Genomic DNA, 25,733 nt, shown 5'->3' on the forward strand with positions numbered 1-25,733 from the left:
CGATTTTTCTATAAAACTAATTTTATGATCAAAATTTGTCATCCATTTTAGTGTAACTTTCATTTATTTTTAGTAGTTTAAATCCCATAATAAATTTATGGAATTAAATTCATTTTCATCAATAACGATAACCGAGGCACATCAGATGCAAACTAAAAAACTGAAAACTTTAGACCCTTCACAATCACATCTCTGGATCATTGGCGGCGGTATTGCAGGTATGGCGGCGGCAGCATTTGCTATTCGTGACGCCAAAGTACCCGCCCAAAACATTCATATTTTAGAAGAGCTTGAGGTTTCAGGTGGTTCAATGGATGGTGGACATAATCCACTCAATCCCAATCATGCTTGGGTGACGCGTGGCGGACGAATGCTGACCGATGAAACCTATTTATGTACATGGGATCTATTCTCTAGCATCCCCTCACTGGAAGATCCAAACATTTCTGTCCGTGAGGAATGCCGTGAATTTAATGAAAAAATTAAGACCCATGCCCAAGCCCGTTTAATTGATGCGAATCATGTCATTGCAGAGGCCGAAAAGCTCGGTTTATCCACCTTAAATCGTGCCCAGATGCTACGCCTGTTGGCACTCAAAGAAGAACGGATTGGCAGTCGTCGTATTGATGAATTTTTTGATGATGCATTTTTTCAAAGCAATTTCTGGCGGATGTGGCGCACCACCTTTGCCTTTCAGAAATGGCATAGTGCAGCAGAATTACGCCGCTATTTCATACGCTTTATTCAAGAATTACCCCGTATTCATACTTTGGCTGGGGTTAAGCGCACTAAATACAATCAATATGATTCGATGATTTATCCTCTGCAACGTTGGTTGGTCGAACAAGGTGTAGATGTACGCTTTGGCACGTATGTCACCGATGCTGATTTTATTGAAGATGAGCAGAGCAAACAACGTAAGGTAAGCAAGCTTTATCTGAATCTCCCAGAAGGGACTGAACAGATTATCTTAGGTGAACATGATCTCGCATTATTTACCTTAGGTTCGATTACAGCAGATTCACGTTATGGCGGTCAAAATGATGTGCCAGCCTTAATTCGTGATCGACAGGATCATGGCTGGCGCCTATGGGAAACCCTTGCACAAAAAGCACCTGATTTTGGTCGCCCAATGACCTTTAATGGCAATATCGACGAACATAAATGGAAGTCTTTTACCCTGACCCTGCATGATGATGTGCTGCTGAAACGTATCATTGAATACACAGGCAATGAACCGGGAACGGGTGCACTGATGACTTGGTTTGAATCAGGCTGGCATTTATCCATCGTGGTGCCTGCACAGCCACATTTTGCTGACCTACCAGAAGGCAAATTTACCCTATGGGGCTATGGCTTTGAAATTGATCACATCGGTGACTACATCAAAAAACCAATGAGTGAAGCCACTGGGCAAGAGATTGTGATTGAGTTAATTCATCAACTCGGATTCGACGATATCCTAGATCATGTACTGGCGCATAGTGACATTAGCACGGTAATGATGCCGTATGCCTCTGCGCTGTTTGCTTGTCGTAAAACAGGCGATCGTCCCTTACTGATTCCAGAGAATGCCGTTAATTTTGCTTTCTTGGGTCAATTTGTGGAACTGGAAGATGATGTGGTGTTTACCGTGGAATATTCCATCCGTGGCGCCATGCTCGCCATTTACCAACTCTTAGGCGTAGATCGTGAAGTTCCTGAAATCTACAACGGTCTGCTCGACCCTAAAGTCGGCTTAAAAGCCTTGGAAACCGTATTTCACTAAACCATCGTGAAATACGAAACATGAAGTAGATCTTGAAGATCTACTTCATCCACATGATTAGTCCATAGAGCTATAAGCAAAATTCACTCGAATTTGCTGAATAGCTTACTCATTCTTGAAGCAGCAGCTTGCCATTTTCTTTCAGTAGTTTTCCATCATAGCTATAAATCATTTTCTTCTGAGCAACTTTGCGTTCTTGCTCCTCACTTTCTGGCGCACCCATAAAGTCAGGCATGGTCACGATAATTTGATTCGGCTTCGCTGAAACTTTAATGAGATCTGAACATGAACCAAAAACAGGTGAAACTGTCACTTTCTGATTCGGACTGATTTTCACAAAATTCAGTTGGATCGGACAACCACTGCCGCCAATGTCTTGCACCAAAACCACATCATCCAGGTGTAATTGATAAATGCCTTCAATTGACAGACCGTTGTTGCCCTCAATTTTTGGCAGTACCATCTTATGATTAAAATATAGCGTTTCTTGTCCAGTCTCCGGACTGACTTTAATTTGCACTTGCCCATAACGCGTTTTCTTGACGCTTTCCGCAGCAAAAGCAGTCTGTGTAGCAACCAATAGCGTGGCAGTAAGTACCCATTTCAACATCTTATTTTGCTTAGTCATTTTGATTTTACTCATCACCTTGTTTAATGATTTTCGGTTTTAAACTACATGGATTTTCAACTTTGATCTCCTGAAAGTATTTCTCTCCGTCTTCTTCTGCATCATAGCCAAAATTAAACGATGCATCGCTCTCATCAAAGAATGTGGAATAGCCAATCTGTCCCATCTCGCTAAACTTTGGATCTTTTTTACTGATGCTTAAATAAGGCTTGAGTTCAGGCAAACGGTAAAACACCACTTTGTCATGTTCTTTGTCCAATTGCTGTTTGGTCACAAAGCACTTTTGATCGGGTGACATTTTTAATAATTCAAAGAATTCCTGCTGCTTGTTATCTTGATCATACACCGTGAGGATATGCGCACTGCCAGTGGCACCCAACTGAAAACCAATCAGTTTTGGGGTGAATTGATAGGCTCTTGCCGTCTTATTCCATTGCGATATTAAGACCTTTTCTTGACCTTTATAGATTTTGATATAGTCACAGGCATCGGTTTTTACATTGCAGTTTCGTTTAATAATTTTGACCTCACCCGCTTGAGCCAAAACTTCGGTTTTAGCCCATAGCACGGTACTGCAACAGAGCAAACTGATCGCTAAAATTAATCTATTTGTCATTTTATAATATACCCAATTGATTTAAGCCGTGGTCTATATGCCACAAAATAGACCGCTTATTCTGCTTAGAATAGATTGGGAATTCAATGTTTTATTGCTGGCCTCATCCACATGAGGTTGAAAGCACCAAATACAACACTTCACTGCTGAATGAACCATCTGCTTGAATGCGATAATATTGCTGGGTTTGATCAGATGCCTTGTTCTGTAAATTACGGATGGTCTGAATCGCATAGTCCGGGGTCTGCATCCGTTCCGTCCAACTGTTGAACTCTAAATCTAAATATTGCTTTTCAACGCTCTCTACCCTAAAACCTGCACATTCTGCAAAGCGCATCCATTCTTGCAAACTATAATTGCGTACATGACTTGGGTCTCGAATGCTTTCAATACTCTGAAAGAAAGTATCCATCACGGGATTTGAGTGCCCTAAAATATCGACAATAATCACCTTGCCTTGTGACGCCAATACACGGCGAATTTCCGCCATCGCCTGTGCCACGTTTTGCCAATGATGTGCTGAATAGCGTGTAATTACACAATCAAAGCTTTGATCGGCAAAAGGTAAACTTTCGGCAGCACCTTGCACAGCCTTGACATGATCAAAGCCCTTTTGCTTGGCTTGTTGAGCCACCAATTCCACCATTGACGGCGTTAAATCATAAGCCGTCACTGCTTTGGTAAATGGTGCGATCTGATAGCTGACATGGCCACCACCACAGCCTAAGTCCAACACGGTTTTAAATTGATGTGACTGGATCAAGTGCTGCATTTTTGCAAACTCAACACCTTGCGCATGCACCGTGCTGTTTAAATAGGCTTGCGATTTATCTTGATATTGCTGTTGATTGACTTGATGCTGGGTATTCATCTTCTTAGCCTTGCGCTATGGGTTTAGATTCAAAATAGCCAATCTCAATCAAAAACAAAAATGATCAATTTTATATTAATTAATAAAAATAAGTTATCAATTATAAGCCAATCAAACTGGCTGCAACATTGATCGCCACAGCCAAGATCACGGTATTAAAAATAAAAGCCAAGACACAGTGAAAAATATTCAGATGTCTCAGCTCTGAACTGGTAATCGAGACATCGGCGGTTTGTGCGGAGGTACCAATGATATAACTGAAATAAATAAAATCCAGATAATCCGGTTGATCGGTTTTTGGAAAATCTAGACCTGCATCTTGATGACGACTTTTGGCAAGGTAATAGTCATGCGCGTAATGAATCGCAAATAACGTATGCAGTAATAACCAAGTTGAAAAAATCGTCCCGATGGTGAGTAAAATCAGGGCACTTTTTAAAATCGGCTGATCTTTGGGGACGTGTCCCAATTGCACCACAATCGAAATAAAGCAGATTACAATGGCAACAAGAACAACGGTCAAGATCATCCACTTGCCTTCATCCTGCTGCTTGGCGCGTTGTAAAATATGGGTGGCATCCAAATGCCACATCATTTTCAAGGTCAGAAATAAATACAGCCAAATCGCAATATTCCAACCAAGCTGCAAGCAGGTTGCCCAATGCCATTGGGTAAGCAGATGCAAAGCCCCATAAATCACCAGTCCCAAAGAGAAAGTTGCAGACAAATATGGCCGATATTTTATTCCTTGCAGCAACCGCGGAATGAATCCTTGCATTTTTCACCTATTTGTATTTTTTATGCATGCGTAATTTACTCTTATTTTTTAACACTGTATTGTCTAAGAAAATCCCTCTGAACGGCGATTTTACCGAAATTAAACAAAATAAAGTTTCTCAGTATATTTACTTCGGACAAAAATGTCCGTTTAATTCACTCTATATCTCCCAAGAAATTTAGGTCATGGCAAAACGTCAGCAATTGGCAGCGCATAATCGTGATGAACTCCTGAATGCAGCCGAAGAAATCTTTCGCAAACAAGGGGTTCATGTGCCTTTGCAAGCTATCATTGATCATGCTGGCGTGGGACGTGCAACCTTCTATCGTAATTTTGCCGATCGTAAAGCGCTGATTGCTGCCTTGCTGGAACGAGCGATTACACGTTTAGAACAACGAGCACAGGCACTACAAGAATTTAATGATGGTTTTATTCGGTTGATTGAAGGTCATATCCAACAGCTCCCCCATCTGGTGGTTCTTATTGATTACTGGCGCATTATTGATCGGCAAGACCCAATCATGCTAAACATTTATGAGCGGCGTGATAAAGCGTTACAGCCATTGATTGATCAAGCCATACAGCATCAACTCTGCCGTTCTGATCTCACCCCGCAAGATTTCGGTATGATCACGGCGATTTTGGGATCTTCATTTCAAGGGCATAACACCTCAGATCAAGTTCGCTTAGCCAAACGTGCAATAGAATTATTATTAAACGGCATTAAAGTTTAGTTCGGGAAATAACATGGATAAAAGCCCTCGCTATCTTGAGACTCCTCCAGATTGGTCAGCTGATGAGCGCCCAACCTTACCTGGTTCGCCTGCTGCAATTGCCCATGCCAGACCGAAACGTTTTGCTTACTTCATTATTGGTCTGTTTATTTGTATTGCAGCCAGTTTAAGTAATGGTTTTATTGTTGCGAATTTGCCGATTTTCCAAGGTGAATATGGCCTCACCCCATCGCAGGCAGCATGGCTCCCCGCAGCTTATGTGATGGCAAATGTCAGTTCTAACCTGATTCTGTTTAAAGCCCGCCAACAATATGGCTTACGCCTTTTTTCTGAAATCGGTTTGCTAGTTTTTATTGGTGTACTGATTCTACATATCTTTGTCAAAACCTATGAAATGGCCTTATTTGTAAGATTCATTGCAGGTCTGGCCGCGGCACCACTCAGTTCACTGGGGATGTATTACACCATGCAGGCCTTTGGAAAGGCGGATATGGCCAAAGGAATTTATCTGGCCTTCGGCTTTCAGCAACTTGGTCTGCCTTTGGCATGGATCATCTCGCCTTTTCTGCTTAGCGCCAACCAGTGGGACGTGATTTATACCTTTGAATTGGGCTTGGCGATTTGTTGTTTTGCCATGGTGGTGGCATTAAAACTCCCCCGTAGCTTACGTATGGAGGTGTTTGAGAAGCAGGACTTCTTTACCTTTGCCTTGCTGGCGCCCGGTTTTGCCTGCCTGTGTATCGTACTGACCCAAGGGCCGATTCTATGGTGGTTCAATAGCCCTTGGCTGGCTTATACCTTAATTGTGGGTTTTTGTTTGATTGTATTGGGGCTTACTTACGAACATTATCGCAGTAATCCACTGATTATGACCCGTTGGTTGGCGGCTGGTGATCTGCTCAGTTTTGTGGTCAGTGCCTTCGCCCTACGTTTACTGATGTCAGAACAAAGCTATGCCGCAGTCAATTTTTTGAAAACCATGGGCATGGGACCCGACCAGTTTGTACCACTGTATGTGGTGATCTTCTGCGGCACCATTGCAGGTTCTGTATTTAGTGCGCTGACCTTTCACCGCGAACGGGTGATTCTGAATTTATTTCTGGCTGAAATCTTGATTTTGATTGCTTGTGCGCTGGACTATCACCTGACCAGTGATGTACGTCCTGCCAACTTTTACCGCAGTCAATTTCTCGTCAGCTTTGCAGGAGGCGTGTTTATCGGCCCACTGCTGCTGATGGGCTTTATGCGTACCCTACAACGCGGTCCGCAATATGTGGTGACCTTTATTGTGCTGTTTTCGGCCACACAGAACTTTGGTGGTTTGGTCGGCTCCTCCTTTTTCAACACCTATCAGCAGCGCCATACCTATGATTATAAAGTCGAAATCAATAGCAATCTTGATCCGACAAATCCAATAGTGGCCCAACGCTTACAGGCTTATCAGCGCAGTGCTACGGTCAGTAGCAATGACCCTGTTTTACAAAATAACCAAGCCTTGCAGAACCTAAATAAAGTGGTCACCCGTGAGGCGCAGGTGCGTGCCTATAACGATGTGATTGTATTGAACGGTATTTTTGCAGTGGTGTTATTGCTGTGGGGCTTATTTAAATATGCACGGGATAAATACAAAACCCGAAAGAATCTGCAAGCAGCCAGTTAGTCCTTTTTGATTGAGAAAAGCTTATGTCCGAACAAGAGAAACCCGAAAATAATAATGCTCAAACCACTGAGCAAAATGAGACAACTCAAGCAGCAAAGGTGCCTGAGACTGTCGTCCAAATGCCACCACCACCTCCACCGCCGACCAGTAAACTCATTAAAACCAAACGCTCTACCCTATGGTGGATGCTGCTGGTGCTATTGGTCGGAATCACCATTATTTTATGGGCATGGCGCATTGGCCCCTTCCATACAGCAGTTGAACAAACTGACAATAGCTATGTGAAAGGTAAAACCACCATCCTGTCTTCACAGATCAATGGCTATATTAAAGATGTCTTGGTCAAAGACTTTGATCAAGTTAAACAAGGTCAGGTTTTGATGCATATTGATGCCACCACCTATGATCAAAAAGTCACACAGGCAGCATCTGGGGTAGAACAGGCTGAAAACAGCCTTGCCAACCAAACCCAAGCCATTGCACAACGTCAGGCTGATGTTGTGGCCGCACAGGCCAAACTGGATCAGGTCAAGGCACAATACGATTTATCTGTAGCACAGCTAAAACGCTACCAGCAATTGGGTGATAGCGGTGCGGCGTCTAAATCTGAACAAGATAAAGCCGCGGCAGATACGCAGAATAATCACGCCTTATTGAAACAGGCCGAAGCCAATATCTTGGTGGCGCAAGAAGCTTTAAAAACAGCGCAAGTGGCGCAATCTGGCTTAAAAGCACAAGTGAATAGTGCACAGGCACAACTCGACCAAGCCAATACCACCAAGGACTACAGCACCATTGTTGCACCACTGGATGGACAATTAGGTGAAGTCAATCCACGGGTCGGTCAATATGTCGCAGCGGGAACACAACTGCTTTATCTGATCCCGACACAAACGTGGGTGATTGCCAACTTTAAAGAAACTCAAATTGCCAATATGAAAATTGGGCAAAAAGCCTATTTCACCGTCGATGCGATGAATCATCAGAAATTTACAGGACATGTTGAACAGATTTCCCCTGCGGCAGGTTCAGAGTTCAGCGTGCTCAAACCCGACAATGCAACAGGTAACTTCACCAAGGTGGTACAACGTATTTCAGTCCGCATCGCCATAGATCCAAATCAAAAAGGCATCGAAAACTTACGTCCTGGGATGTCGGTAATTACCTCGGTGGATACTGACTCCTAATGCAACACTGACATTCTCAATCAAATCCATTTACAATGTGGTCAAATCTATTTCTCTTGTTCGAAAATGTTTGATCACATTGCTTTTCCCACACCCTATCAAACATTAACGCTTCCCAGTTCAGTGCAACTGACCATTAAGCGTCTAGACCTAATTCATCCTCATATTTCAGGTAATAAATTTTATAAGCTGAAATACAACCTGCTTGCAGCACAACAACAAGGTTTGACCCAAATCCTGACTTTTGGGGGTGCATTCTCAAATCATATTGCTGCAACCGCCTATGCTGCACAGCGCTTTGGCTTGCAAAGCATTGGCATAATTCGTGGTGAAGAACTTGCAACTCAAGACTTAAACCCTACCCTACAGACAGCGCAAGATTTTGGCATGCAATTGCATTTTGTCAGCCGGGCTGAGTATCGACTGCGCTATGAGATGGAATATTTACAACAACTTCAACAGCAATATCCTCAAGCCTTTATGGTTCCTGAAGGTGGCAGCAATGCACTTGCACTGCAAGGGACACAGGAAATTTTAAGCAAAGATGATCGAGAAAATTATGATGTGATTTGTTGTGCAGTTGGAACAGGTGGCACCATTGCTGGACTGATTGAAAGCAGCACTGCACAACAAAAGGTTCTAGGTTTTTCAGCATTGAAAGGCGACTTCCTAAAACGGGATATTCAACAGTGGACCAATAAAAGTAATTGGTCTTTAACCGATGCCTACTGCTGTGGTGGTTATGCCAAAACCACAGCTGAGTTGCTGCAATTTATGCAACACTTCGAACAACAATATGCAATTCCTTTGGAACAGGTCTATACCGCCAAGATGATGCTGGGGCTATTCGATTTAATCCAGCAGCAGTATTTTCCTGAACATACACGTATTTTGGCGATCCATACCGGTGGCTTGCAAGGAAAATTGAAAACATACTAAAAGCCGCATAAATCTTTTATAATTGCCCGCTTTTCCTCCCTTGAGTATTTTCCCATGGTTCATCAAGTTGATGTTGTTGTTTTAGGTGCAGGCGCATCGGGCTTGATGTTGGCTGCAGAAGCAGGCAAACGTGGGCGCTCAGTTGTGGTCTTGGAAAAAGCCAATAAAGTCGGCAAAAAGATTTTGATGTCAGGTGGTGGTAAATGTAACTTTACCAATCTGGAGGTCGAACCTGCCAATTTTCTGTCTGAAAACCCGCATTTCGTCATCTCAGCCTTAACCCGTTATACCAACTGGGACTTTATCAGTTTAGTCTGTGAATATGGCATCGAGTACGAAGAACGCAAACACGGACAATTATTTACACTCAAAGGCGCTAAAGAAATTCTGGAACTTTTACTTTCAGAATGTGACAAAGCCAAACGTGTACAGATTCAAACCCACTGTGAAGTACAGCAAGTGAAGGCTCAGGCAGATTCAAGTTTTATGATTGAAACCAGTCAAGGGACTTATCACTGTGAATCCTTAGTCGTGGCAACGGGTGGATTATCTATTCCAACCCTCGGTGGCTCGGGTTTTGGTTATGAACTGGCGCAACAGTTTGGTCATCATGTTTACCCAACCCGTGCGGGTCTGGTTCCTTTCACCTTCTCCGATCAGTTTAAAGAAGTTACCACACGCTTGAGCGGCAATGCGTTAGATGCCACTTTGGTCAATGATCGTCATCAATTTACCGAAGCTTTGCTGTTTACCCACCGCGGTCTCAGTGGCCCAAGCTCATTACAACTTTCAAACTACTGGCATGTTGGGGAAAGCTTTAAAATTGATTTCTTCCCAAGCCAAGACTTTGCACAATTCTTTAAAGACAAGAAAAAATCACAGCCTAAAGTTCTACTGCGTACCTTAATCAGTGAATTTACCGCCAAAAGTATCGTACTTGAATTACAGCAACTGATTTGGGCAGAACAAAGTGAAACGCCAATTGGCAATCTCAGTGATGTACAACTCGAACAGATTGCGGCGCAATTGCATGCCTTTACGGTAAAACCGTCAGGCACTGAAGGTTATCGTACTGCCGAGGTCACACTCGGTGGGGTGGATACCAGTGAAGTATCGTCCAAAACCATGGAAAGTAAAAAACAGAAAGGGCTCTATTTTATCGGTGAAGTACTCGATGTGACGGGGCACTTAGGCGGCTATAACTTTCAATGGGCGTGGTCTTCTGCACAAGCCGCAGCTCAATTCGTTTAATACGATCTCATCGGAATACTGCGGGCTTGATTGAATGCAACCCGCTTAGTTGCGTTGCTCGGAAGAGTTTGCCGCTTCAGAAGTTGTCATGTGCTGCGTATTTTCAATACTTTTCTCTTTAGAAGGGTTTGATTTAGCAACGACAAACTTATAAGCACTCGCCAAGAATCCAACGGTAATCCCTGCAATAATAATCGGTGCGAATACTCGATTTGGCCTCTTCATTTCATTCTCCTATCGACTTTTTATTTAGAGACTATTGATACTTGAGCTATAAATGAATTGCTTTTGAGGTCAAATTTCTTCATTAAAGCATTTAAACCCGCTTAAAACACCCAATTACAATCCCAAATAACACCCAATAATACTGATACAAACAAAACGACCACCCTGCTTAGAGTGGTCGAATTAATCAAAAAAATCAAAGATTATTTTTTCTATTCATCCGAATACGGTGGTGTTGGTGGAGTTGGATTCACCGGATTGGTCGCAGTCGGTGCTGTTGGATTCACAGTTTCACTTGCTACAACCTCCTTCTTATGTAAAGGATTCGGTTGTTTTGCTTCATTTTTTGCTTTATCCAGTAAATCGCCAAGCAAACGTTCTGCAGGTTGACGACCACCTAAACCAAAAGCTAGAGCAAAAGCGACTGCCACAGAACCCAAGGTTAAACCAAAGGCCAAATTCACAATCGAATCTGCGATTCCCATAGCTTTTAAGCCCATTGCAATCACTAAACCCATAATGAGAATACGAACCAAATTCGCCAACCAGCGTGAGCTGTTGTATTCACCACGTTGAACGATATTGGCAACTACATTGGCCAACCAGAAGCCGATTACTAGAATCACTGCACCAAGTAAGATACTGGCACCAAACTGGATAAACATGGCGATCAGTACGCTGACCTGCTCTAAGCCAAGTCGATTGGCTGCTTCTGAAACCGCAAACAACATGGTAAAGAAAACAATGAGATAACCAACCACATCAGAAACACGGGTCTGACCCAAGAAGCGTTGTAAATCAAGCTTCATCGGGATTTCATCCACCCCAGCCCCAGAAATCAGTTCCGCGACTAAACGTCCCACAAAACGCGATACGATATAGGCCACGATCAAGATCAAACCTGCTGCAATAATTTGTGGTATTGCATACATGATTTGATTCAGCATCGCTGTTGCTGGTTGAGAAATCGCTTGGATTCCCAATGCTTCAAAGGCCACAATTAAGGTGGTGATAATAATGATGGCAAACACAAATGAACCTAAGAACTTCGCCACATTCGAGTTTTTAAATAAGCCAACTTTTTCTGCTTGTGCTTGTAGGCCAAGACTATTACTGAGCCCCTCAACAATCCCACGAACAATTTTCGCCAGAATATATCCCACGAAAATGATCACAGCGGCGATGAACAGATTCGGTAGATAAGCAATCGCTTCATTCACCATATTCTGTACAGGGATCAATAAGCCAGTCAGACCAAGAATCGATAAAACAATTGGCAAGAACAGTAATAACACCAACCAATAAAATATCTCGCCGATATTGGTACTGAGTGAGCTGACACCAACTTCATTACTCAGCTTCTCATCCAGTTCAGTTCTGGCAAGGACATTGGTCAACCCTGCTCGAACCAGACGTGCCACAATCCAACCAATAAAACCCACCGCAACGGCTGCCAGCAAGTTTGGTACATAGGCCAACACACGACCCACCATATTGCTGAAAGGATCACTGACCCCACTGATATTTAATACATTGAGTGCGCCCACCACGGCCAGAATCAGCACAAACCAGAACACCAGTTTGGAGATCAGATTTTCGATATTTGGGGTACGGCCAGTTGCGGAAGACAATTTATGATTGGTATCAAGTTTTTGCAGTAATTTTTTCACACCTGCTGCAATCACCAAAGCAACAATCCATCCCACCAGTAGGATGACAACTGCAGCAAAAATAGGATGAAACTGATCCCAATAATACATTGCATCAAATCCTCCTCGATTGGAGGGGTCATTAAAAAATTCATTCATGTTGTTATCCTTATATTGTGTTTTAAATCTTGATACACATCCACCCAAGAACGTTCTGCAATGAAGAACATGATTTATGGATGCTTCCACCTTAGTTTTTGTCTATTTTCCAATCAATCAATGGCAGCACTAATACAACAAAAAGGTCTCATAATTTTGCAAAAAAGCTCATTGATTCACATCAATGAGCTTTATTATGAATGGGTTTTGGTCTAAAAATGCTTGCCTAAGCATTCAGAATGGCCGACTGCAACTGTGACATGATCACTTGAGCAGTTGGATTGGCTGAATGATCAGCAACCATATAAACAAGTAATGCAATCAGGAAGATTCCGACCATAATCAAAATATAAACGGGTAATCTTCTCTTTTTGGTAATTTCTTCTTTGCTGGCCACATGAGGCTGTGGCTTACTAAAATCATGCATGATAGCAGCCCTCATCCTTTTACTTTTCAAGTTTTATATTAACAACACTGACTGTTGCATTGTGTGAAAAAGCTTCGGACTATCGTTGCCATAGTTGCAGAACTCTACTTTTCATCAATCCTTTTTTTGTCTAAAATATAGGCGGTTTTAGAATGGGCTAAAATAAGCTATAATACGCGCCTCATTTCTCAATCGTTCTGCTTTATGTCCTACAGCCAACAAAGCATCTCCCTCGAATTAGACACTGATGTGACTCATCAATGTTTTTTACATCACACACGCGATGAACATTTGATTGGAATTATTGAGTTCAACAAGCCGAGCTATATCTTAAAATGGGGCGATTTAGAGTACTTCCGTCGTCGTACCGAAGAATTTTCGGTGATGCCATTGCCCGACTGTATCAATGCCATGATTGTCGATATTCGCAATGTACAACCGTTTCTGGATAATGAAGTACCTATTCTGCCTTGGCGTCTACTTGAAGAAGATTGCCCAGTGCGTCTGGTGGTGCCACAAGATCGCTTGGAACACTATATCGGCTTGTTCGAGCCGACGTGGTTAACCACGGATGTCGATACTGCTATTCAAGAAATTCGTGAATTTATGGATATGTTTGTACATTAAGATCAAACAGAAACCATTATCTGATTGAGTTTAGCTACCCGCAAAAAACAATAATATCAACACAACTGCCAAACCATGTAATGCCATAGCCCAATGTGTTGGAGACACATCCAAGTTGGGCTGTTTGTGATAAATTACCCACAGATACAACGAGCAAATAAAAAAGAACAGGCAATAGACTGCAAAAACCAATAAGGACAGTCCAACCATGATATTTCGACTTAAATCACCCCATCCGCCAGTATATATCGTCGTATAACTGTAGATGAGTAAAATGCTCATGATGAGCATTCCTACAAAAAAAGCGATATAAGGAACTTTTCCAATTGCCTTTTTTCCGACTTGCTCCTCCATCCTACTTTTTTTCCTTATTCTTATTAAAACAACTAAAGTGATGATGTATTTGCTTTACCAATAATTCTCTACGGCAATATTCCCTTCACCACGACGATTCATAATGAGACCACGTTGCTTCAGCGCTTCTTTGGTATCTTCCACCATTTGTGGATTACCACATAACATCACATGACTACTGTCTCGGTTAAAAGACAGTCCTGCTGCTTTTTCTAATTCACCATTGCCAATTAAAACAGGCAAGCGATCATGCAGGGCTGCGTTCGGATCACGGGTAATAATTGGAATAAATTTAAAGCCGGTATGCCCTTCGCCAAATAAGGCTGCAATCTCTTGAATACGCTCGACATAAGCCAATTCAGATTCAGTCCGTACGCTATACACCAGATTGATCTGCTGATATTTATTCCATGTTTCAAAGTCTTGTAACATCGATAAAAACGGCGCAAGTCCCGTCCCTGTTCCCAATAACCATAAATCCTGTGGTAAAGGTTGCTGATAACGTGCCAACGTTAAATAGCCATAGGAAATTTTTTCCAGATACAACTCATCACCGACTTTGAGGTGTTGCAGATTCGAGGTAAAAGCGCCATCAGGCACAACAATTGAAAAAAATTCTAAAGTTTCATCAAAAGGTGACGAAACAACAGAATAGGCACGGACAACCAATTCTCCCTCAACCATTAAACCAATACGGGCAAATTGCCCTGCGGTAAATTTGAAATGTGCTGGACGGGTCATGGTGAAGCTAAAAAGATTATGAGTCCAACGATGTACAGATAAAACCTTTTCTACGCTAAATTTTTCAATTGACATGATGAGAACGTGGCACGAAACAGTGCGCTCATGTTAGCATGATCGAATAATTGATGGATACTCAAAACATTAAGGCTATTTAACATGCGCATGACATTACGCCAATTGGCTGTTTTCGTGGCGGTCGCTCAGGAAGGAACGGTTACCAAAGCGAGTGATGCTGTCCGACTCACACAAAGTGCGGCAAGTATGGCTTTAGCTGATTTGGAAGATGGTCTGGGTGCACCATTGTTTGACCGTTTAGGTAAAAGATTACAACTCAATGATTTGGGACGTTTTTTACTCCCGCAAGCTTTAGAAATTTTAGGTCGTTGTGAATCGTTTGAGCAAGCGGCTAAAGGTGAATTACAAAGTATTGACCTACGTTTAGGTGCAACGCTCACCATCAGTGACTATTTAATGCCTGACTTGATGGCTGACTTTTTGCAACGCCATCCACAAGCACATTTGCAACTGCAAGTCGGCAATACCCGTCAAATGATTGAAGCGGTTAATCAATTCCAGCTGGATCTAGCCTTGATCGAAGGGTCTTGTCATTTGCCTCAGTTGCAATGTATCCATTGGCGTGATGACGAGCTAGCCGTATGTTGTGCGCCTGATCATCCCTTGGCACAGCTGAATCGCCCCGTGAGTCCAACTGATTTTCTAGATGTGGAGTGGATTTTACGTGAGGAAGGCTCAGGCACTCGTGAAGTGTTTGATAATGCGATTTTGCAAGATCTGCCAGATGCCAATATCCGTTTAACACTAGGTCATAATGAAGCGATCCTAAAAATTGTCGCGGGTGGTTTAGGCATGTCCTGCGTATCACGCCTCGCGATTGAACCGCTACAAGAGAAAGGTCAGTTGGTGATCTTGGATACTCCATTCTGGCAATTAACCCGCCCGCTCTATATGCTCGTGCATCGTCAAAAGTATCAAGGACCGGGTTTAAAAGCCTTTTTGCAGTTCTGTGAAAATAAAATTTAATTGTTGCGAAAATAAAAAACGCTTCCGATCAGAAGCGTTTTTTATTGCATTCATGATTAGAAGTCGAAGCTAACACCCAATTTATAGGTACGGCCTGCACCTACCGTGGTAAAGCCACTGGTAAATACACCATCCCAATATTTCTTGTCTGCAACATTATCAACATTGGCACGGAATGTTGTGTTGACCCCACCGAGTTTAGTTGCATACTTCGCACCTAAATCAACCAGGGTATAATCAGGTAACTTGAGTGTGTTATCCGCCGTTAAATATTGCTCATCAACATAAGTCGCAAAGGCATTGACGCTTAAACCTTCAATCAATGGGATTTGGTAGTCAACCCCAACACCTGCGGTAAATTCAGGTGTACCTTCAATCGTTTTACCTTGGTTCATAGCCGCTTTTTTATATTCAGTATCAATATAAGCCAGATTACCGTAAACAATCAGATCATCCGTTACTTTACCTGAAAAACCATATTCAACCCCTTTGGATTCGGTCTTCGCGCCATCAGTTGTGATTTGTGTCGTTTTACCATCTACATATCGTGGATCATCTTTTGCCAACTGCATTGTCATCGTACTTGGCTTTTTAATCTGATAGAGCGCTAACGTATGTAACCAACGATCTCCCTGATATTTGGCACCGACTTCATATTGTTTGCTTTCAAAGGGCGCAAAGGTTTTTTTGTTATTGACATCCGTAGCCACATTCACGGTTGTCCCTCTGACCAGACCTTCAACATAGCTGGCATAGAACGAGGTTTCCTCACCAAAAGGTTTCACAACGATTGCTGCACTCGGAGACACTTTATCAGCATTTAATTTGGTATTGGTGGTCAGCGCTTTTAAATCCATGTCTTGATAGCGTACACCTAAAATAAACTGTAGCTTATCGTCCAGCATGGAAATCTGGTCACTCAGACTATAGCTGACATATACATCATCCGCAGTAGGGACAATCTCTGGCCATGTATCTGGCATATGCCCTTCATTGCTTGGATTGTAAATATTGGTTGGGAAATAGACCTCAGCTGCACCTCGCCCTTTATGTTGGCTGTATTTACGTTTGAGATAATCCGCACGGAATGCCAGCGTATGAGAAATATCACCCGTGAAAATTTGACCCTCTAAACCCGCATTAAATGTGGTGTTATGTTCCTTTGAACCGACACGATAATATTGTGCCAGTGCATCACCATTCGCCCCAATCAAAGCAGGATTATTCATTCCCATTGAATTGGCTGGCAGGTCACGCACAACCATACGCGTACCAAATAAATGTCCACGATACTCACGTTCATTAAAACCTGCACCTGCAAATGCTTTTAAATTCGGTAAAAGCTTATATTCCCCGGATAGTCCCACATAATTGGCACTTTGCATGCCTTCTAAATGTGGAAAATAATTCAATTTTCCATCTGGCGCAGCTAAAACACGTTTCAACGTTGAAAAGGAGATCATGGCTGGTGAACCACCCTCACGACTATCGCGTGTGGTGTAGGCATCAAAGTTAATTTTAGCTTGATCAGTGGTATAGTCGAGTGCCAAAACTGCTGCGGTATTTTTATCTTCTAGGCCATCAACAATATGTTCACCTTGTCCATAAGTCGCACTGACGCGTGCACCGAACTCCTTGTTTTCACCAAAACGGCGCGCCACATCAAAACCTGATTTGTAATAGCCCCCATCTTCATACATGGCTGAAACTTGGGTCAAATCTCGATCGGCACGTTTGGTGGTTGCCATCACCACACCACCAACACTACCGCCTGGTGCCATTCCTGCAATCAATGCATTCGGCCCTTTTAATACACTGGCAGAACTTAAAATATCAGTCGGAGTACGACCACTCGGTGACATGCCATAAGAACCATTGATATTGGCATCTTCCCAAGTCACAGGAAAACCACGAATCATAAAGTTTTCGTTTAAATGACCACTGTTGGTGGTGCTACGAATACTTGGGTCATTTTTAAGGATACCCGCAATAGAGTCGGCTTGTTTATCTTTAATCGCTTGCTCGGTATAAGACTGGATACTAAATGGTGTATTCAATACCGCTTTCTCACCTAGAATTCCTAAGCTAGCATCTTTTTTAAGTTTGCCTGTAGCATCCGTTTCTTGTGAATCTGCTTTTACGGAAATGGTAGGTAAAACTGTGCTGTCATCTGCAAGTGCAAACATTGGCAAAGCAATGAGAGATAAAAACAAGATATTCTTTTTCACGTGATCAAACCCCGATAAAAATTTGACCACAGTATATAAGACAAATTTACAAATGATAATAAAAATCATTAATAAAATAATAACTATTATTTATTAAATATCTAAAATCTTATGATGAGAATCCATATAATTCATTTTTGACTCAATAACTGATGAAATACTTATCCCCCTTCAGACTCAGTTGAAAAACTGGTTAGCTACGATTGTCCAATCAAGAGGCAATAAAATTAAAACTTATAGAATGAAAAAGAGGCTAAAAAGCCTCTTTTATCATGCACATAAACTAAATCCCAATATTGAAAAATATCAATCAATACAATTAACGTCGAAAATTTGACAACAGTTCAGTCGTAATCGACTTATTGTGATTGGCGATTTTGGTCTTCTTGGTTTTAGCAGGATTTGCATCAACACGCTCAATTTTCGTTGCTTTAAACTTCCCATCATTCTCAAGTGCCACGAATTTCACTTTTTCATTTCTTTTCGGCTCGCCTTCTGCCGCAGGAAAATCTGAAATATGAAAAAAGATATCGCCTTCAGATGTTGCAATAAAACCAAATCCTTTATCAGGATTATATTGCTTAATTTTTCCTTGATAGAACTCTTGTGCCATGACATTTATCCTATGTTCTCAATGCAATCATTACAGTATATCGAAATAAAAAAGAGACTTTCAATCCACCCTGAAAGGTTCTACGACTGGATCAAGTCTCTTTTTATGGGTATGACAAAATTAGTCTTTTTGCACACTACCAAAAATCTTGTCACCTGCATCACCCAGACCAGGAACAATATAGCCTTCTGCATTCAGGCCCTGGTCAACCGATGCAGTATAAATACGGACATCTGGATGTGCAGCTTCAACTTTGGCAATACCTTCTGGTGCAGCAACCAGAATCATGACACGAATATCTTTACAGCCGCTTGCTTTCAATACGTCAATCGCTGCGATTAAAGAGTTCCCCGTTGCCAGCATTGGATCAATGATCATGGCTAAACGATTGGCAACATCAGGCACTAACTTTTTGTAGTAAGTGCGCACTTCTAAAGTCGCTTCATCACGTTCCAGACCCAAGACGCTGACTTTAGCACTTGGAATCAGACTAAGAACGCCTTCGAGCATCCCGATACCAGCACGTAAGATGGGTACGATGGTGATTTTCTTCCCTGCGATACGTTGAGTTGAGACTTTCCCTGCCCACCCATCAATTTCATGATCAACAACAGGAAGATCCTTTGTTGCTTCATAAGTCAGTAACATCGTGACTTCTTGCGCTAATTCACGAAAGTTCTTGGTACTAATGTCAGAGCGACGTAGCAAACCAAGTTTATGGCGAATAAGCGGATGACGAATTTCTTGAATCGACACGAGTGAGTACCTAGGTAATGTTAATCTCGTTCTATTATAAAGTGTTTTTTTACTCATCAATAAAAAAGCCCCCAATTTTGGAGGCTTTTTTGTACAAATCCGACGATTACTGTTGTTGAGACAACATAAAGTGCAATGGAGAAAGGATCTCTGACTTCAATGCCAAGTTAATCATTGGATCTGGGTATACACCCAATACGAAAACCAATAACGCAGCAGCAAGCACCATCAGACCACCAACTTTGCTCCCCCAATGCGCATCCGCATCAATACGAGGTACGTCTGGTGGGGTCATATACATCACCACCATCACACGTAAGTAGTAATACAAACCGATACCACTACCCACCACGATCATCGCAGCCAAGAACCAGTGTTGTGTTGTTACCGCAGCCATAACCACAAGGAACTTACCAATAAAGCCTGCAGTTAATGGAATACCGGCTAAAGACAACATCATCACGGTTAATGTTGCAGTCAAGATCGGACGGCGCCAGAACAGACCACGGTAGTCCGCAAGACTTTGAGCTTCATCCACGTTGTTATATGGGCTCGACATTAATGCCACTGCACCGAACGCACCGATTGTGGTGAGCACATAAGTGATCACATACACCGTTACGCTGCCAAGGCTTGCATAAGTCATGCTGATCAATGCAATCAGTAAATAACCAAAATGTGCAATCGATGAATAACCCAAAATACGTTTCAAGTTGACTTGACGTACTGCAAGTAAGTTACCGACCACAATCGATAATACTGCGATGATGGTTAAAATCGTGACTAATGATTCAACTAAAATTGCACCAGACGTCAGTAAGTAACGTACAAACAAACCAATCGTTGCCACTTTCGCAGCCGTTGCCAAGAAGGTCGCCATTGGTGCTGGTGCACCGGCATACACATCTGGCGTCCATTTATGGAATGGCGCAAGTGAAAGTTTGAACGCAACTGCAAAGATAATTAAGCCTAAGCCCAATAACACCATCGGTTGTTTGATTGCAGTAAACAAAGCTTGTACAGAGTCATAGAATGACAATGAACCTGTATACGCATAGATATACGCCATACCCATAAGCAACATAGCAGAGGCCGTTGCTGAAAGTACCAGGTATTTAATCCCTGCTTCCAAAGACTGACCACGTTGATAGGTATAAGCCAACATGCCGTACACAGGAATCGACATCAATTCTAAACTGATGAAGAATGCCGCATAGTGCGAGCTTGCAACCAATAACATTGCACCTGTCACTGAACACAGTAACAAGATGTACAGTTCTTCGCGGTTTTCTTTATAGGTCTCGATATAAGCATGAGACAAAGTACAACACGCCAAGGCTGCAATCAGAATCAGGAATTGATACAGCATGGTAAATGGATCAACCATAAACATGCCCATCACGTTGACTGGCACAAAGTGCCCGCTAAACATGGTGTATCCAATATAAATCGCAGCAAGGTTTAAACCGACAACCGAAGTTGTCGCAATAAGGTTGTGATTACGTTTAATTGCAGTCAGCAACATCACGGCGATTGCGGTCAAAGCCACAATCATCACAGGCGCTAAAGGCATCAGTTCAGAAAAAGAAATTGTGAAGTTCATGGTTTATTGCATCTCCACATGTTCAAGTTGAGTTGCAGCCTGTTGAACAGTTTCAACAACTTCTTGTACTGGCATATAACTATTTACCAACCACTGCATGCTTGAATGAGACATATCCAAGAAGGTTTGCGGGTAAAGACCTAACCAAAGCAAACCGATCGCACAGACCATCAAAATACTCACTTCACGAGCAGATAGATCTTTCAATGGTGTTTTGTAGTGCTGCTTTTGTTCTGGATTCGGTTCACCAAATAACGCTTTGTGAATCAAGATCAAACCATAAAGACCTGCAAATACCAAGCTCACCGCAGCAATAATGGTGAAAGCTGGATAGGCTTTGAATGAACCCATCAGGATCAGGAATTCACCAATAAAGTTACCTAAACCTGGTACACCTACAAGCGCTGCAACAAAGAACATCAAGAAGAATGGCAAGTATTGCAGTTGACCACGTAAGCCGCCCATCAAGCGCAAGTCACGCGTATGAACACGCTCATAGACTTGACCTGACATAATGAACAATGCCGCAGATGACAAGCCATGTGCCAACATCATGATCATTAAGCCTTGGAAGGTCAGGATATTACCTGCATAAATTGCAAGTAAGATGAAACCCATGTGTGAAATCGACGTATACGCAAGTAAACGTTTCATGTCTGTTTGCTGGTACGCAAGGAACGCACCGTAGAAAATACCAATCAAGCCCAAAATAATGGCAATATCAGCGAACTGCGCTGAAGCTGCCGGGAAGAAAGGAATCACGAAACGAAGCAAACCGTACGCTGCTGTCTTAATCAAAATACCCGCTAAATCCACAGAACCCGCTGTTGGTGCCTGCGCATGCGCATCAGGTAACCAACCGTGTAATGGGAAAACAGGTAATTTCACCGCAAAACCAATGAAGAAACACAGCATGAATGCGTAAGCAACTTCAGGTGGTAAGTGGTTCGCAACGGCCAAGAGGTAGTTGTAATCGAAGCCGATCATACCTGTCATCATGTATCCATAGACCACTAAGCCTAAGATACCGATCAACATGATCAAACCCGCGATTTGTGTATAGAGGAAGAACTTAGTTGCAGCGTAAACACGTGAACGACCATTCGAGCCTTTATGACCCCATAACGCAATCAGGAAGTAGATTGGTACAAGCATCATCTCCCAGAAGAAGAAGAACAGAAATAAGTCAATTGCCAAGAATACACCGATGACCCCACCTAAACTCCACAGGAGGTTTAAATGGAAGAAACCTACGTTCTTTTGGATCTCACCCCATGAACAGCCCACTGCAAGTACACCCAGTAATGCAGTCAACAGCACCATAAGCAGAGATAAACCATCCACCGCTAAGTGAATGCTAATGCCTAGAGTCTGAATCCAAGGAAGATGAAATTCAGCCGCCCAAGTCGGGACTTTACCACCCAACTCGTAGCTAAATGTACCACTTTGCCAAAGTGCAATGCCCAAACCAAAGGTAATGAGCATACCAATCAAGGCAATCCAACGCGGTAAATGTTGGTCGTATTTATCAACCAACCAACAAATAAAACCAGCAATGAAAGGAACTAAAATCAGTGCGGGTAAAATTAAATTGTTTTCCATTTTATTTCCCCACAACCTGAATCACGATCAAGATCATCAATAACACCACTACACCGAGTGACATACTTGATGCGTATTCACGTAATGAACCGGTTTGACGCGAACTGGTAAAGCTATTGCCGCCCTTCACAATGGCAGGGAGCACTAACCATAAACCGTCAACTGGATCACGACCTAAAATTTTCGCAATCAATAAATAAGGTTTTACAAATACGATGTTATACAAGGCATCAAAACCAAATGCTGTACGGCAGATATGCGCTAAACCTGAACCCAAAGAAGTCTGAGCAAAAGATTTTACTGCACCATACGCAAAGGCAAACAAGAAGATACCCACAGCCAAACCAACAAGGGCAACACCACTTGCTAAGTGTTCAGCATGTGCAACAGCCGCTTCTAAACTTTCAGGAACGACAAAACTTGGAATGCTTGCCGCAGTCAATAATTTTGCAACAGGCGCTTGCAGGAAGTAACCAATACCAGTCGATAAGGTTGCAAGGATGGCAAGCGGCGCCCAGTAAGTCACACCATGAATGGCATGTGCATGGGTTTTCTCTTCGCCGAAGAATACCATCCAGATTAAACGGAAAGTATAGATAGACGTTAAGAATGCACCCGCAACACCGACCCAGTACAAGGTATGGTAAAGCGGAAGATTTGCAATAGTTGACTGTGCATAGACTGCACCCAAGATCGCATCTTTAGAGAAGAAGCCAACGGTCACGATTGGAAGTGCGGCTAAGGCGCCACCACCAATGACGAAACACCAGAATACGAATGGAATCTTTTTACGTAATCCACCCATTTTGAAAATATTCTGTTCGTGATGACATGCAAGAATTACGGCGCCTGAAGAAAGGAACAATAACGCTTTGAAGAATGCGTGAGCCAACATGTGGAATAAACCAGCTTGGTATGCTTCAGCACCGACTGCCATAAACATATAACCGAGCTGACTCATGGTTGAGTAAGCCAAGATACGTTTGATATCGGTTTGCACCAATGCGGCAAAACCAGCCACCAGCAAGGTCACTGCACCCGTAATCGAAATGAATTGCATCACTTCTGGCGCCATTTCCATCACTGAGAACATACGGCAGCATAGGTAAACACCTGCTGTCACCATTGTTGCGGCGTGGATCAATGCAGATACTGGTGTAGGACCAGCCATCGCATCGGCTAACCAAGTTTGTAATGGAATTTGCGCTGATTTACCTGCTGCACCCAAGAACAACATCAATGCTGTCCAGATCGACAATGATGAACTTTGCGTCATCACAGTCGCTGCATTTTCAACAATGTACTGTGTATTCAAAGTACCAAACTGTTGATAGAGCAAGAACAATGCGATGAGTAAGAATACGTCACCCACACGTGTTACGGTGAATGCCTTGATTGCTGCCCAACCATTTGCAGGGTTTGAGTAGTAGAAACCAATTAACAGATAAGAACACAGACCTACGCCTTCCCAACCCAAGAACAATAACGCCAAGTTATCGCCGAGTACCAACAACAACATGCTGGCAACGAACAGGTTGAAATAAGAGAAGAAACGTGCGTAATCTTCTTCACCACGCATATACCAAGATGCGAAGATGTGAATCAGGAAACCAACACCCGTGATCATACCTGTCATCAATAATGACAAACCATCAAGGTGCAAGCTGATACCTGGCTCAAAACCGCCAACACTGAACCATGTCCATAAATGTTGAACAAAAACGGTTTCGCCACTGCTGGTAAATGCAAGGCCGGCAATTAAAGCAAACAATGCAGATAAACCCACTGAACCGACACCAATAATGGCTGCCACGTTTTCAGACAGTTTATTACGCCCTGCCGCCAAGAGGATAAAACCAATGAGCGGGAATAAAACGGTTAAATATAATGTACTCATCCGCGCATCTCACTAGCAGCATCCACATCCAAATGATGGAAGCGATGATAAAACTGAAGGACGATCGCAAGACCGATACATGCCTCTGCTGCAGCAAGCGTCAGAATCAGGATGAACATGATCTGTCCATCTGGCTGCGCCCAAACGCTACCCGCTAACACGAATGCCAATGCCGCAGCATTCATCATCACTTCAAGGCTCATTAGCATAAATAAAAGGTTGCGTCGCACCATTACACCGTAAAAACCCAGTGCAAAAAGGATGGTTGCAACGATCAAACCATGTTCTAAAGGGATGTGTCCCATTATTCTTTATCCTCTTCTGCACCTGGTTCACGTTTGCCTAAGTGGAATGCTGCAACCAGTGCTGCAAGCAATAACATCGCGGCAACTTCTACCAATAATAGATAGTGAGTAAATAGCGCTTGACCGACTGCTTTTGGGCCAACAACTTCTGTCCCCATTGGTGCAGAAATTGTGGTGTATTCACCACCCAGCATCCACACCAAGATCAAGCCCAATAAAAAGCTCATCAGTGCAGGAAAAGCCCAAGCGTCTGAACTCAACCATTTACGTTCTTGTTCAATGGTTTCTTGCCCAAGATTCAGCATCATCACAACGAATACGAACAAGACCATAATGGCACCGGCATAAACGATGATCTCAAGAGCAGCCGCGAACGGCGCACCCACGATCATGAAAATACCAGCAACCGCTAGAAGAGAAACGATCAAACTTAACAGTGCATGCACCGGATTCGTGTTAGTCACAACACGAACCGTTGAAACGATGGCCACAAGTGCCATCAAATAAAATGGCCACATCATGGTAATAAGCTCCGTACATCAACTGGTGCACTTTCTTTCTGTGCTTGACCTTTTTCTTTACCGCTTACAGCCATACCAGTGACACGGTAGAAGTTGTAGTCAGGATATTTACCCGGTCCAGAGATGAGTAAGTTTTCTTTCTCATAGACCAAGTCTTGACGTACATATTCACCGAGTTCGAAATCTGGTGTCATCTGAATGGCAGTCGTTGGGCATGCTTCTTCACACATACCGCAGAAAATGCAGCGTGAGAAGTTAATACGGAAAAATTCTGGATACCAACGTCCATCTTCTTTTTCCGCTTTCTGCAATGAAATACAGCCCACTGGACAAGCAACCGCACATAGGTTACATGCTACACAACGCTCTTCACCATCTGGATCGCGCGTTAATACAATACGACCACGGTAGCGTGGAGGTGCAATTTGTTCACCTGGTACTTCTGGATATAAAATCGTGTCACGTTTACGTGTAACATGGCTGAACACCATCCACAACGAACGTACAATCGATCCAAAGCCAGCTAGAATTTTATACATTTTGTACTCCC

Annotated in this window: 26 protein-coding genes; 8 read left to right on the forward strand and 18 right to left on the reverse strand. The window is 42.8% G+C overall.

Annotated features, from left to right (window positions below):
• The first annotated feature begins 145 nt into the window (after positions 1–145).
• Positions 146–1,768: an oleate hydratase gene (locus tag F993_RS06975; RefSeq protein WP_004655401.1), complete on the forward strand. Its 1,623-nt coding sequence runs from the start codon at positions 146–148 to the stop codon at positions 1,766–1,768.
• A gap of 109 nt (positions 1,769–1,877) precedes the next feature.
• Here the strand turns inward: F993_RS06975 and F993_RS06970 are convergent, their stop codons facing one another.
• The 4 genes from F993_RS06970 to F993_RS06955 all read right to left on the reverse strand — a co-directional run bounded on the left by F993_RS06970 (position 1,878) and on the right by F993_RS06955 (position 4,661).
• Complete coding sequence (locus F993_RS06970) at positions 1,878–2,396, reverse strand: hypothetical protein (protein ID WP_004655402.1); 519 nt, start codon at positions 2,394–2,396, stop codon at positions 1,878–1,880.
• Between the two features lie 7 nt (positions 2,397–2,403).
• Entirely contained in the window at positions 2,404–3,012 is a 609-nt protein-coding gene (locus tag F993_RS06965; RefSeq protein ID WP_004655403.1) for a hypothetical protein, read from the reverse strand.
• Between the two features lie 103 nt (positions 3,013–3,115).
• Positions 3,116–3,883, reverse strand: coding sequence for a class I SAM-dependent methyltransferase (locus F993_RS06960; RefSeq protein WP_004655404.1), 768 nt, complete (start codon positions 3,881–3,883; stop codon positions 3,116–3,118).
• A 100-nt stretch (positions 3,884–3,983) separates the two neighbouring features.
• Complete coding sequence (locus F993_RS06955) at positions 3,984–4,661, reverse strand: DUF1345 domain-containing protein (protein ID WP_004655405.1); 678 nt, start codon at positions 4,659–4,661, stop codon at positions 3,984–3,986.
• 185 nt (positions 4,662–4,846) lie between these two features.
• Between F993_RS06955 and F993_RS06950 the strand changes: the two genes are divergently transcribed.
• The 5 genes from F993_RS06950 to F993_RS06930 all read left to right on the forward strand — a co-directional run bounded on the left by F993_RS06950 (position 4,847) and on the right by F993_RS06930 (position 10,432).
• Complete coding sequence (locus F993_RS06950) at positions 4,847–5,395, forward strand: TetR/AcrR family transcriptional regulator (RefSeq protein WP_004655406.1); 549 nt, start codon at positions 4,847–4,849, stop codon at positions 5,393–5,395.
• 13 nt (positions 5,396–5,408) lie between these two features.
• Complete coding sequence (locus tag F993_RS06945) at positions 5,409–7,055, forward strand: MFS transporter (protein WP_004655407.1); 1,647 nt, start codon at positions 5,409–5,411, stop codon at positions 7,053–7,055.
• Positions 7,056–7,078: 23 nt separating this feature from the next.
• Entirely contained in the window at positions 7,079–8,242 is a 1,164-nt protein-coding gene (locus F993_RS06940) for an HlyD family secretion protein (protein WP_004655408.1), read from the forward strand.
• A gap of 66 nt (positions 8,243–8,308) precedes the next feature.
• A complete protein-coding gene (locus tag F993_RS06935) occupies positions 8,309–9,181 on the forward strand; it encodes a 1-aminocyclopropane-1-carboxylate deaminase/D-cysteine desulfhydrase (protein WP_004655409.1) in 873 nt (290 codons plus the stop codon).
• Positions 9,182–9,235: 54 nt separating this feature from the next.
• Entirely contained in the window at positions 9,236–10,432 is a 1,197-nt protein-coding gene (locus F993_RS06930) for a BaiN/RdsA family NAD(P)/FAD-dependent oxidoreductase (RefSeq protein WP_004655410.1), read from the forward strand.
• A 45-nt stretch (positions 10,433–10,477) separates the two neighbouring features.
• On the opposite strand, the gene F993_RS06925 is transcribed toward F993_RS06930, so the two are convergent.
• The 3 genes from F993_RS06925 to F993_RS06915 all read right to left on the reverse strand — a co-directional run bounded on the left by F993_RS06925 (position 10,478) and on the right by F993_RS06915 (position 12,892).
• A complete protein-coding gene (locus F993_RS06925; RefSeq protein WP_004655412.1) occupies positions 10,478–10,657 on the reverse strand; it encodes a hypothetical protein in 180 nt (59 codons plus the stop codon).
• 212 nt (positions 10,658–10,869) lie between these two features.
• The gene (locus F993_RS06920) at positions 10,870–12,465 is read right to left on the reverse strand and encodes a mechanosensitive ion channel (RefSeq protein WP_004655413.1); all 1,596 of its coding nucleotides are present in this window, start codon (positions 12,463–12,465) and stop codon (positions 10,870–10,872) included.
• Between the two features lie 226 nt (positions 12,466–12,691).
• Complete coding sequence (locus F993_RS06915) at positions 12,692–12,892, reverse strand: hypothetical protein (protein ID WP_004655414.1); 201 nt, start codon at positions 12,890–12,892, stop codon at positions 12,692–12,694.
• Between the two features lie 204 nt (positions 12,893–13,096).
• Between F993_RS06915 and F993_RS06910 the strand changes: the two genes are divergently transcribed.
• The gene (locus F993_RS06910; RefSeq protein WP_004655415.1) at positions 13,097–13,519 is read left to right on the forward strand and encodes a hypothetical protein; all 423 of its coding nucleotides are present in this window, start codon (positions 13,097–13,099) and stop codon (positions 13,517–13,519) included.
• A gap of 30 nt (positions 13,520–13,549) precedes the next feature.
• On the opposite strand, the gene F993_RS06905 is transcribed toward F993_RS06910, so the two are convergent.
• The gene (locus F993_RS06905) at positions 13,550–13,801 is read right to left on the reverse strand and encodes a hypothetical protein (protein WP_228254117.1); all 252 of its coding nucleotides are present in this window, start codon (positions 13,799–13,801) and stop codon (positions 13,550–13,552) included.
• Between the two features lie 126 nt (positions 13,802–13,927).
• Positions 13,928–14,689 carry a ferredoxin--NADP reductase gene (locus F993_RS06900; protein ID WP_004655422.1) on the reverse strand — a complete coding sequence of 254 codons (762 nt, stop codon included), beginning with the start codon at positions 14,687–14,689 and terminating at the stop codon, positions 13,928–13,930.
• An 84-nt stretch (positions 14,690–14,773) separates the two neighbouring features.
• On the opposite strand from F993_RS06900, the gene gigC reads away from it, so the two are divergent.
• A complete protein-coding gene (gene gigC, locus F993_RS06895; protein WP_004655424.1) occupies positions 14,774–15,658 on the forward strand; it encodes a LysR family transcriptional regulator GigC in 885 nt (294 codons plus the stop codon).
• 56 nt (positions 15,659–15,714) lie between these two features.
• Here the strand turns inward: gigC and F993_RS06890 are convergent, their stop codons facing one another.
• The 9 genes from F993_RS06890 to nuoI form a co-directional block, all read right to left on the reverse strand.
• Positions 15,715–17,955: a TonB-dependent receptor gene (locus tag F993_RS06890; RefSeq protein ID WP_004655427.1), complete on the reverse strand. Its 2,241-nt coding sequence runs from the start codon at positions 17,953–17,955 to the stop codon at positions 15,715–15,717.
• Between the two features lie 250 nt (positions 17,956–18,205).
• The gene (locus F993_RS06885) at positions 18,206–18,499 is read right to left on the reverse strand and encodes a cold shock domain-containing protein (protein ID WP_004655429.1); all 294 of its coding nucleotides are present in this window, start codon (positions 18,497–18,499) and stop codon (positions 18,206–18,208) included.
• Between the two features lie 120 nt (positions 18,500–18,619).
• Complete coding sequence (gene upp, locus F993_RS06880; protein ID WP_004655430.1) at positions 18,620–19,255, reverse strand: uracil phosphoribosyltransferase; 636 nt, start codon at positions 19,253–19,255, stop codon at positions 18,620–18,622.
• A 106-nt stretch (positions 19,256–19,361) separates the two neighbouring features.
• Positions 19,362–20,858: an NADH-quinone oxidoreductase subunit NuoN gene (nuoN, locus tag F993_RS06875; protein ID WP_004655432.1), complete on the reverse strand. Its 1,497-nt coding sequence runs from the start codon at positions 20,856–20,858 to the stop codon at positions 19,362–19,364.
• A gap of 3 nt (positions 20,859–20,861) precedes the next feature.
• Complete coding sequence (nuoM, locus tag F993_RS06870) at positions 20,862–22,460, reverse strand: NADH-quinone oxidoreductase subunit M (protein ID WP_004655434.1); 1,599 nt, start codon at positions 22,458–22,460, stop codon at positions 20,862–20,864.
• 1 nt (position 22,461) lies between these two features.
• Positions 22,462–24,357, reverse strand: a complete 1,896-nt coding sequence (gene nuoL / locus F993_RS06865) for an NADH-quinone oxidoreductase subunit L (protein ID WP_004655435.1) — start codon at positions 24,355–24,357, stop codon at positions 22,462–22,464.
• Entirely contained in the window at positions 24,354–24,662 is a 309-nt protein-coding gene (gene nuoK / locus F993_RS06860) for an NADH-quinone oxidoreductase subunit NuoK (protein WP_004655436.1), read from the reverse strand. Before nuoK ends, nuoL begins: the two co-directional genes overlap by 4 nt.
• Positions 24,662–25,180 carry an NADH-quinone oxidoreductase subunit J gene (gene nuoJ, locus F993_RS06855; RefSeq protein WP_171066065.1) on the reverse strand — a complete coding sequence of 173 codons (519 nt, stop codon included), beginning with the start codon at positions 25,178–25,180 and terminating at the stop codon, positions 24,662–24,664. The genes nuoK and nuoJ overlap by 1 nt, the downstream gene beginning before the upstream one ends.
• Positions 25,180–25,722 (reverse strand): NADH-quinone oxidoreductase subunit NuoI, encoded by a 543-nt coding sequence (nuoI, locus tag F993_RS06850; RefSeq protein WP_004655439.1) that lies wholly within the window; start codon positions 25,720–25,722, stop codon positions 25,180–25,182. Before nuoI ends, nuoJ begins: the two co-directional genes overlap by 1 nt.
• Positions 25,723–25,733 lie beyond the last annotated feature (11 nt).

The sequence above is a fragment of the Acinetobacter proteolyticus genome (assembly GCF_000367945.1).
GTDB classification, from domain to species: Bacteria; Pseudomonadota; Gammaproteobacteria; order Pseudomonadales; family Moraxellaceae; genus Acinetobacter; species Acinetobacter proteolyticus.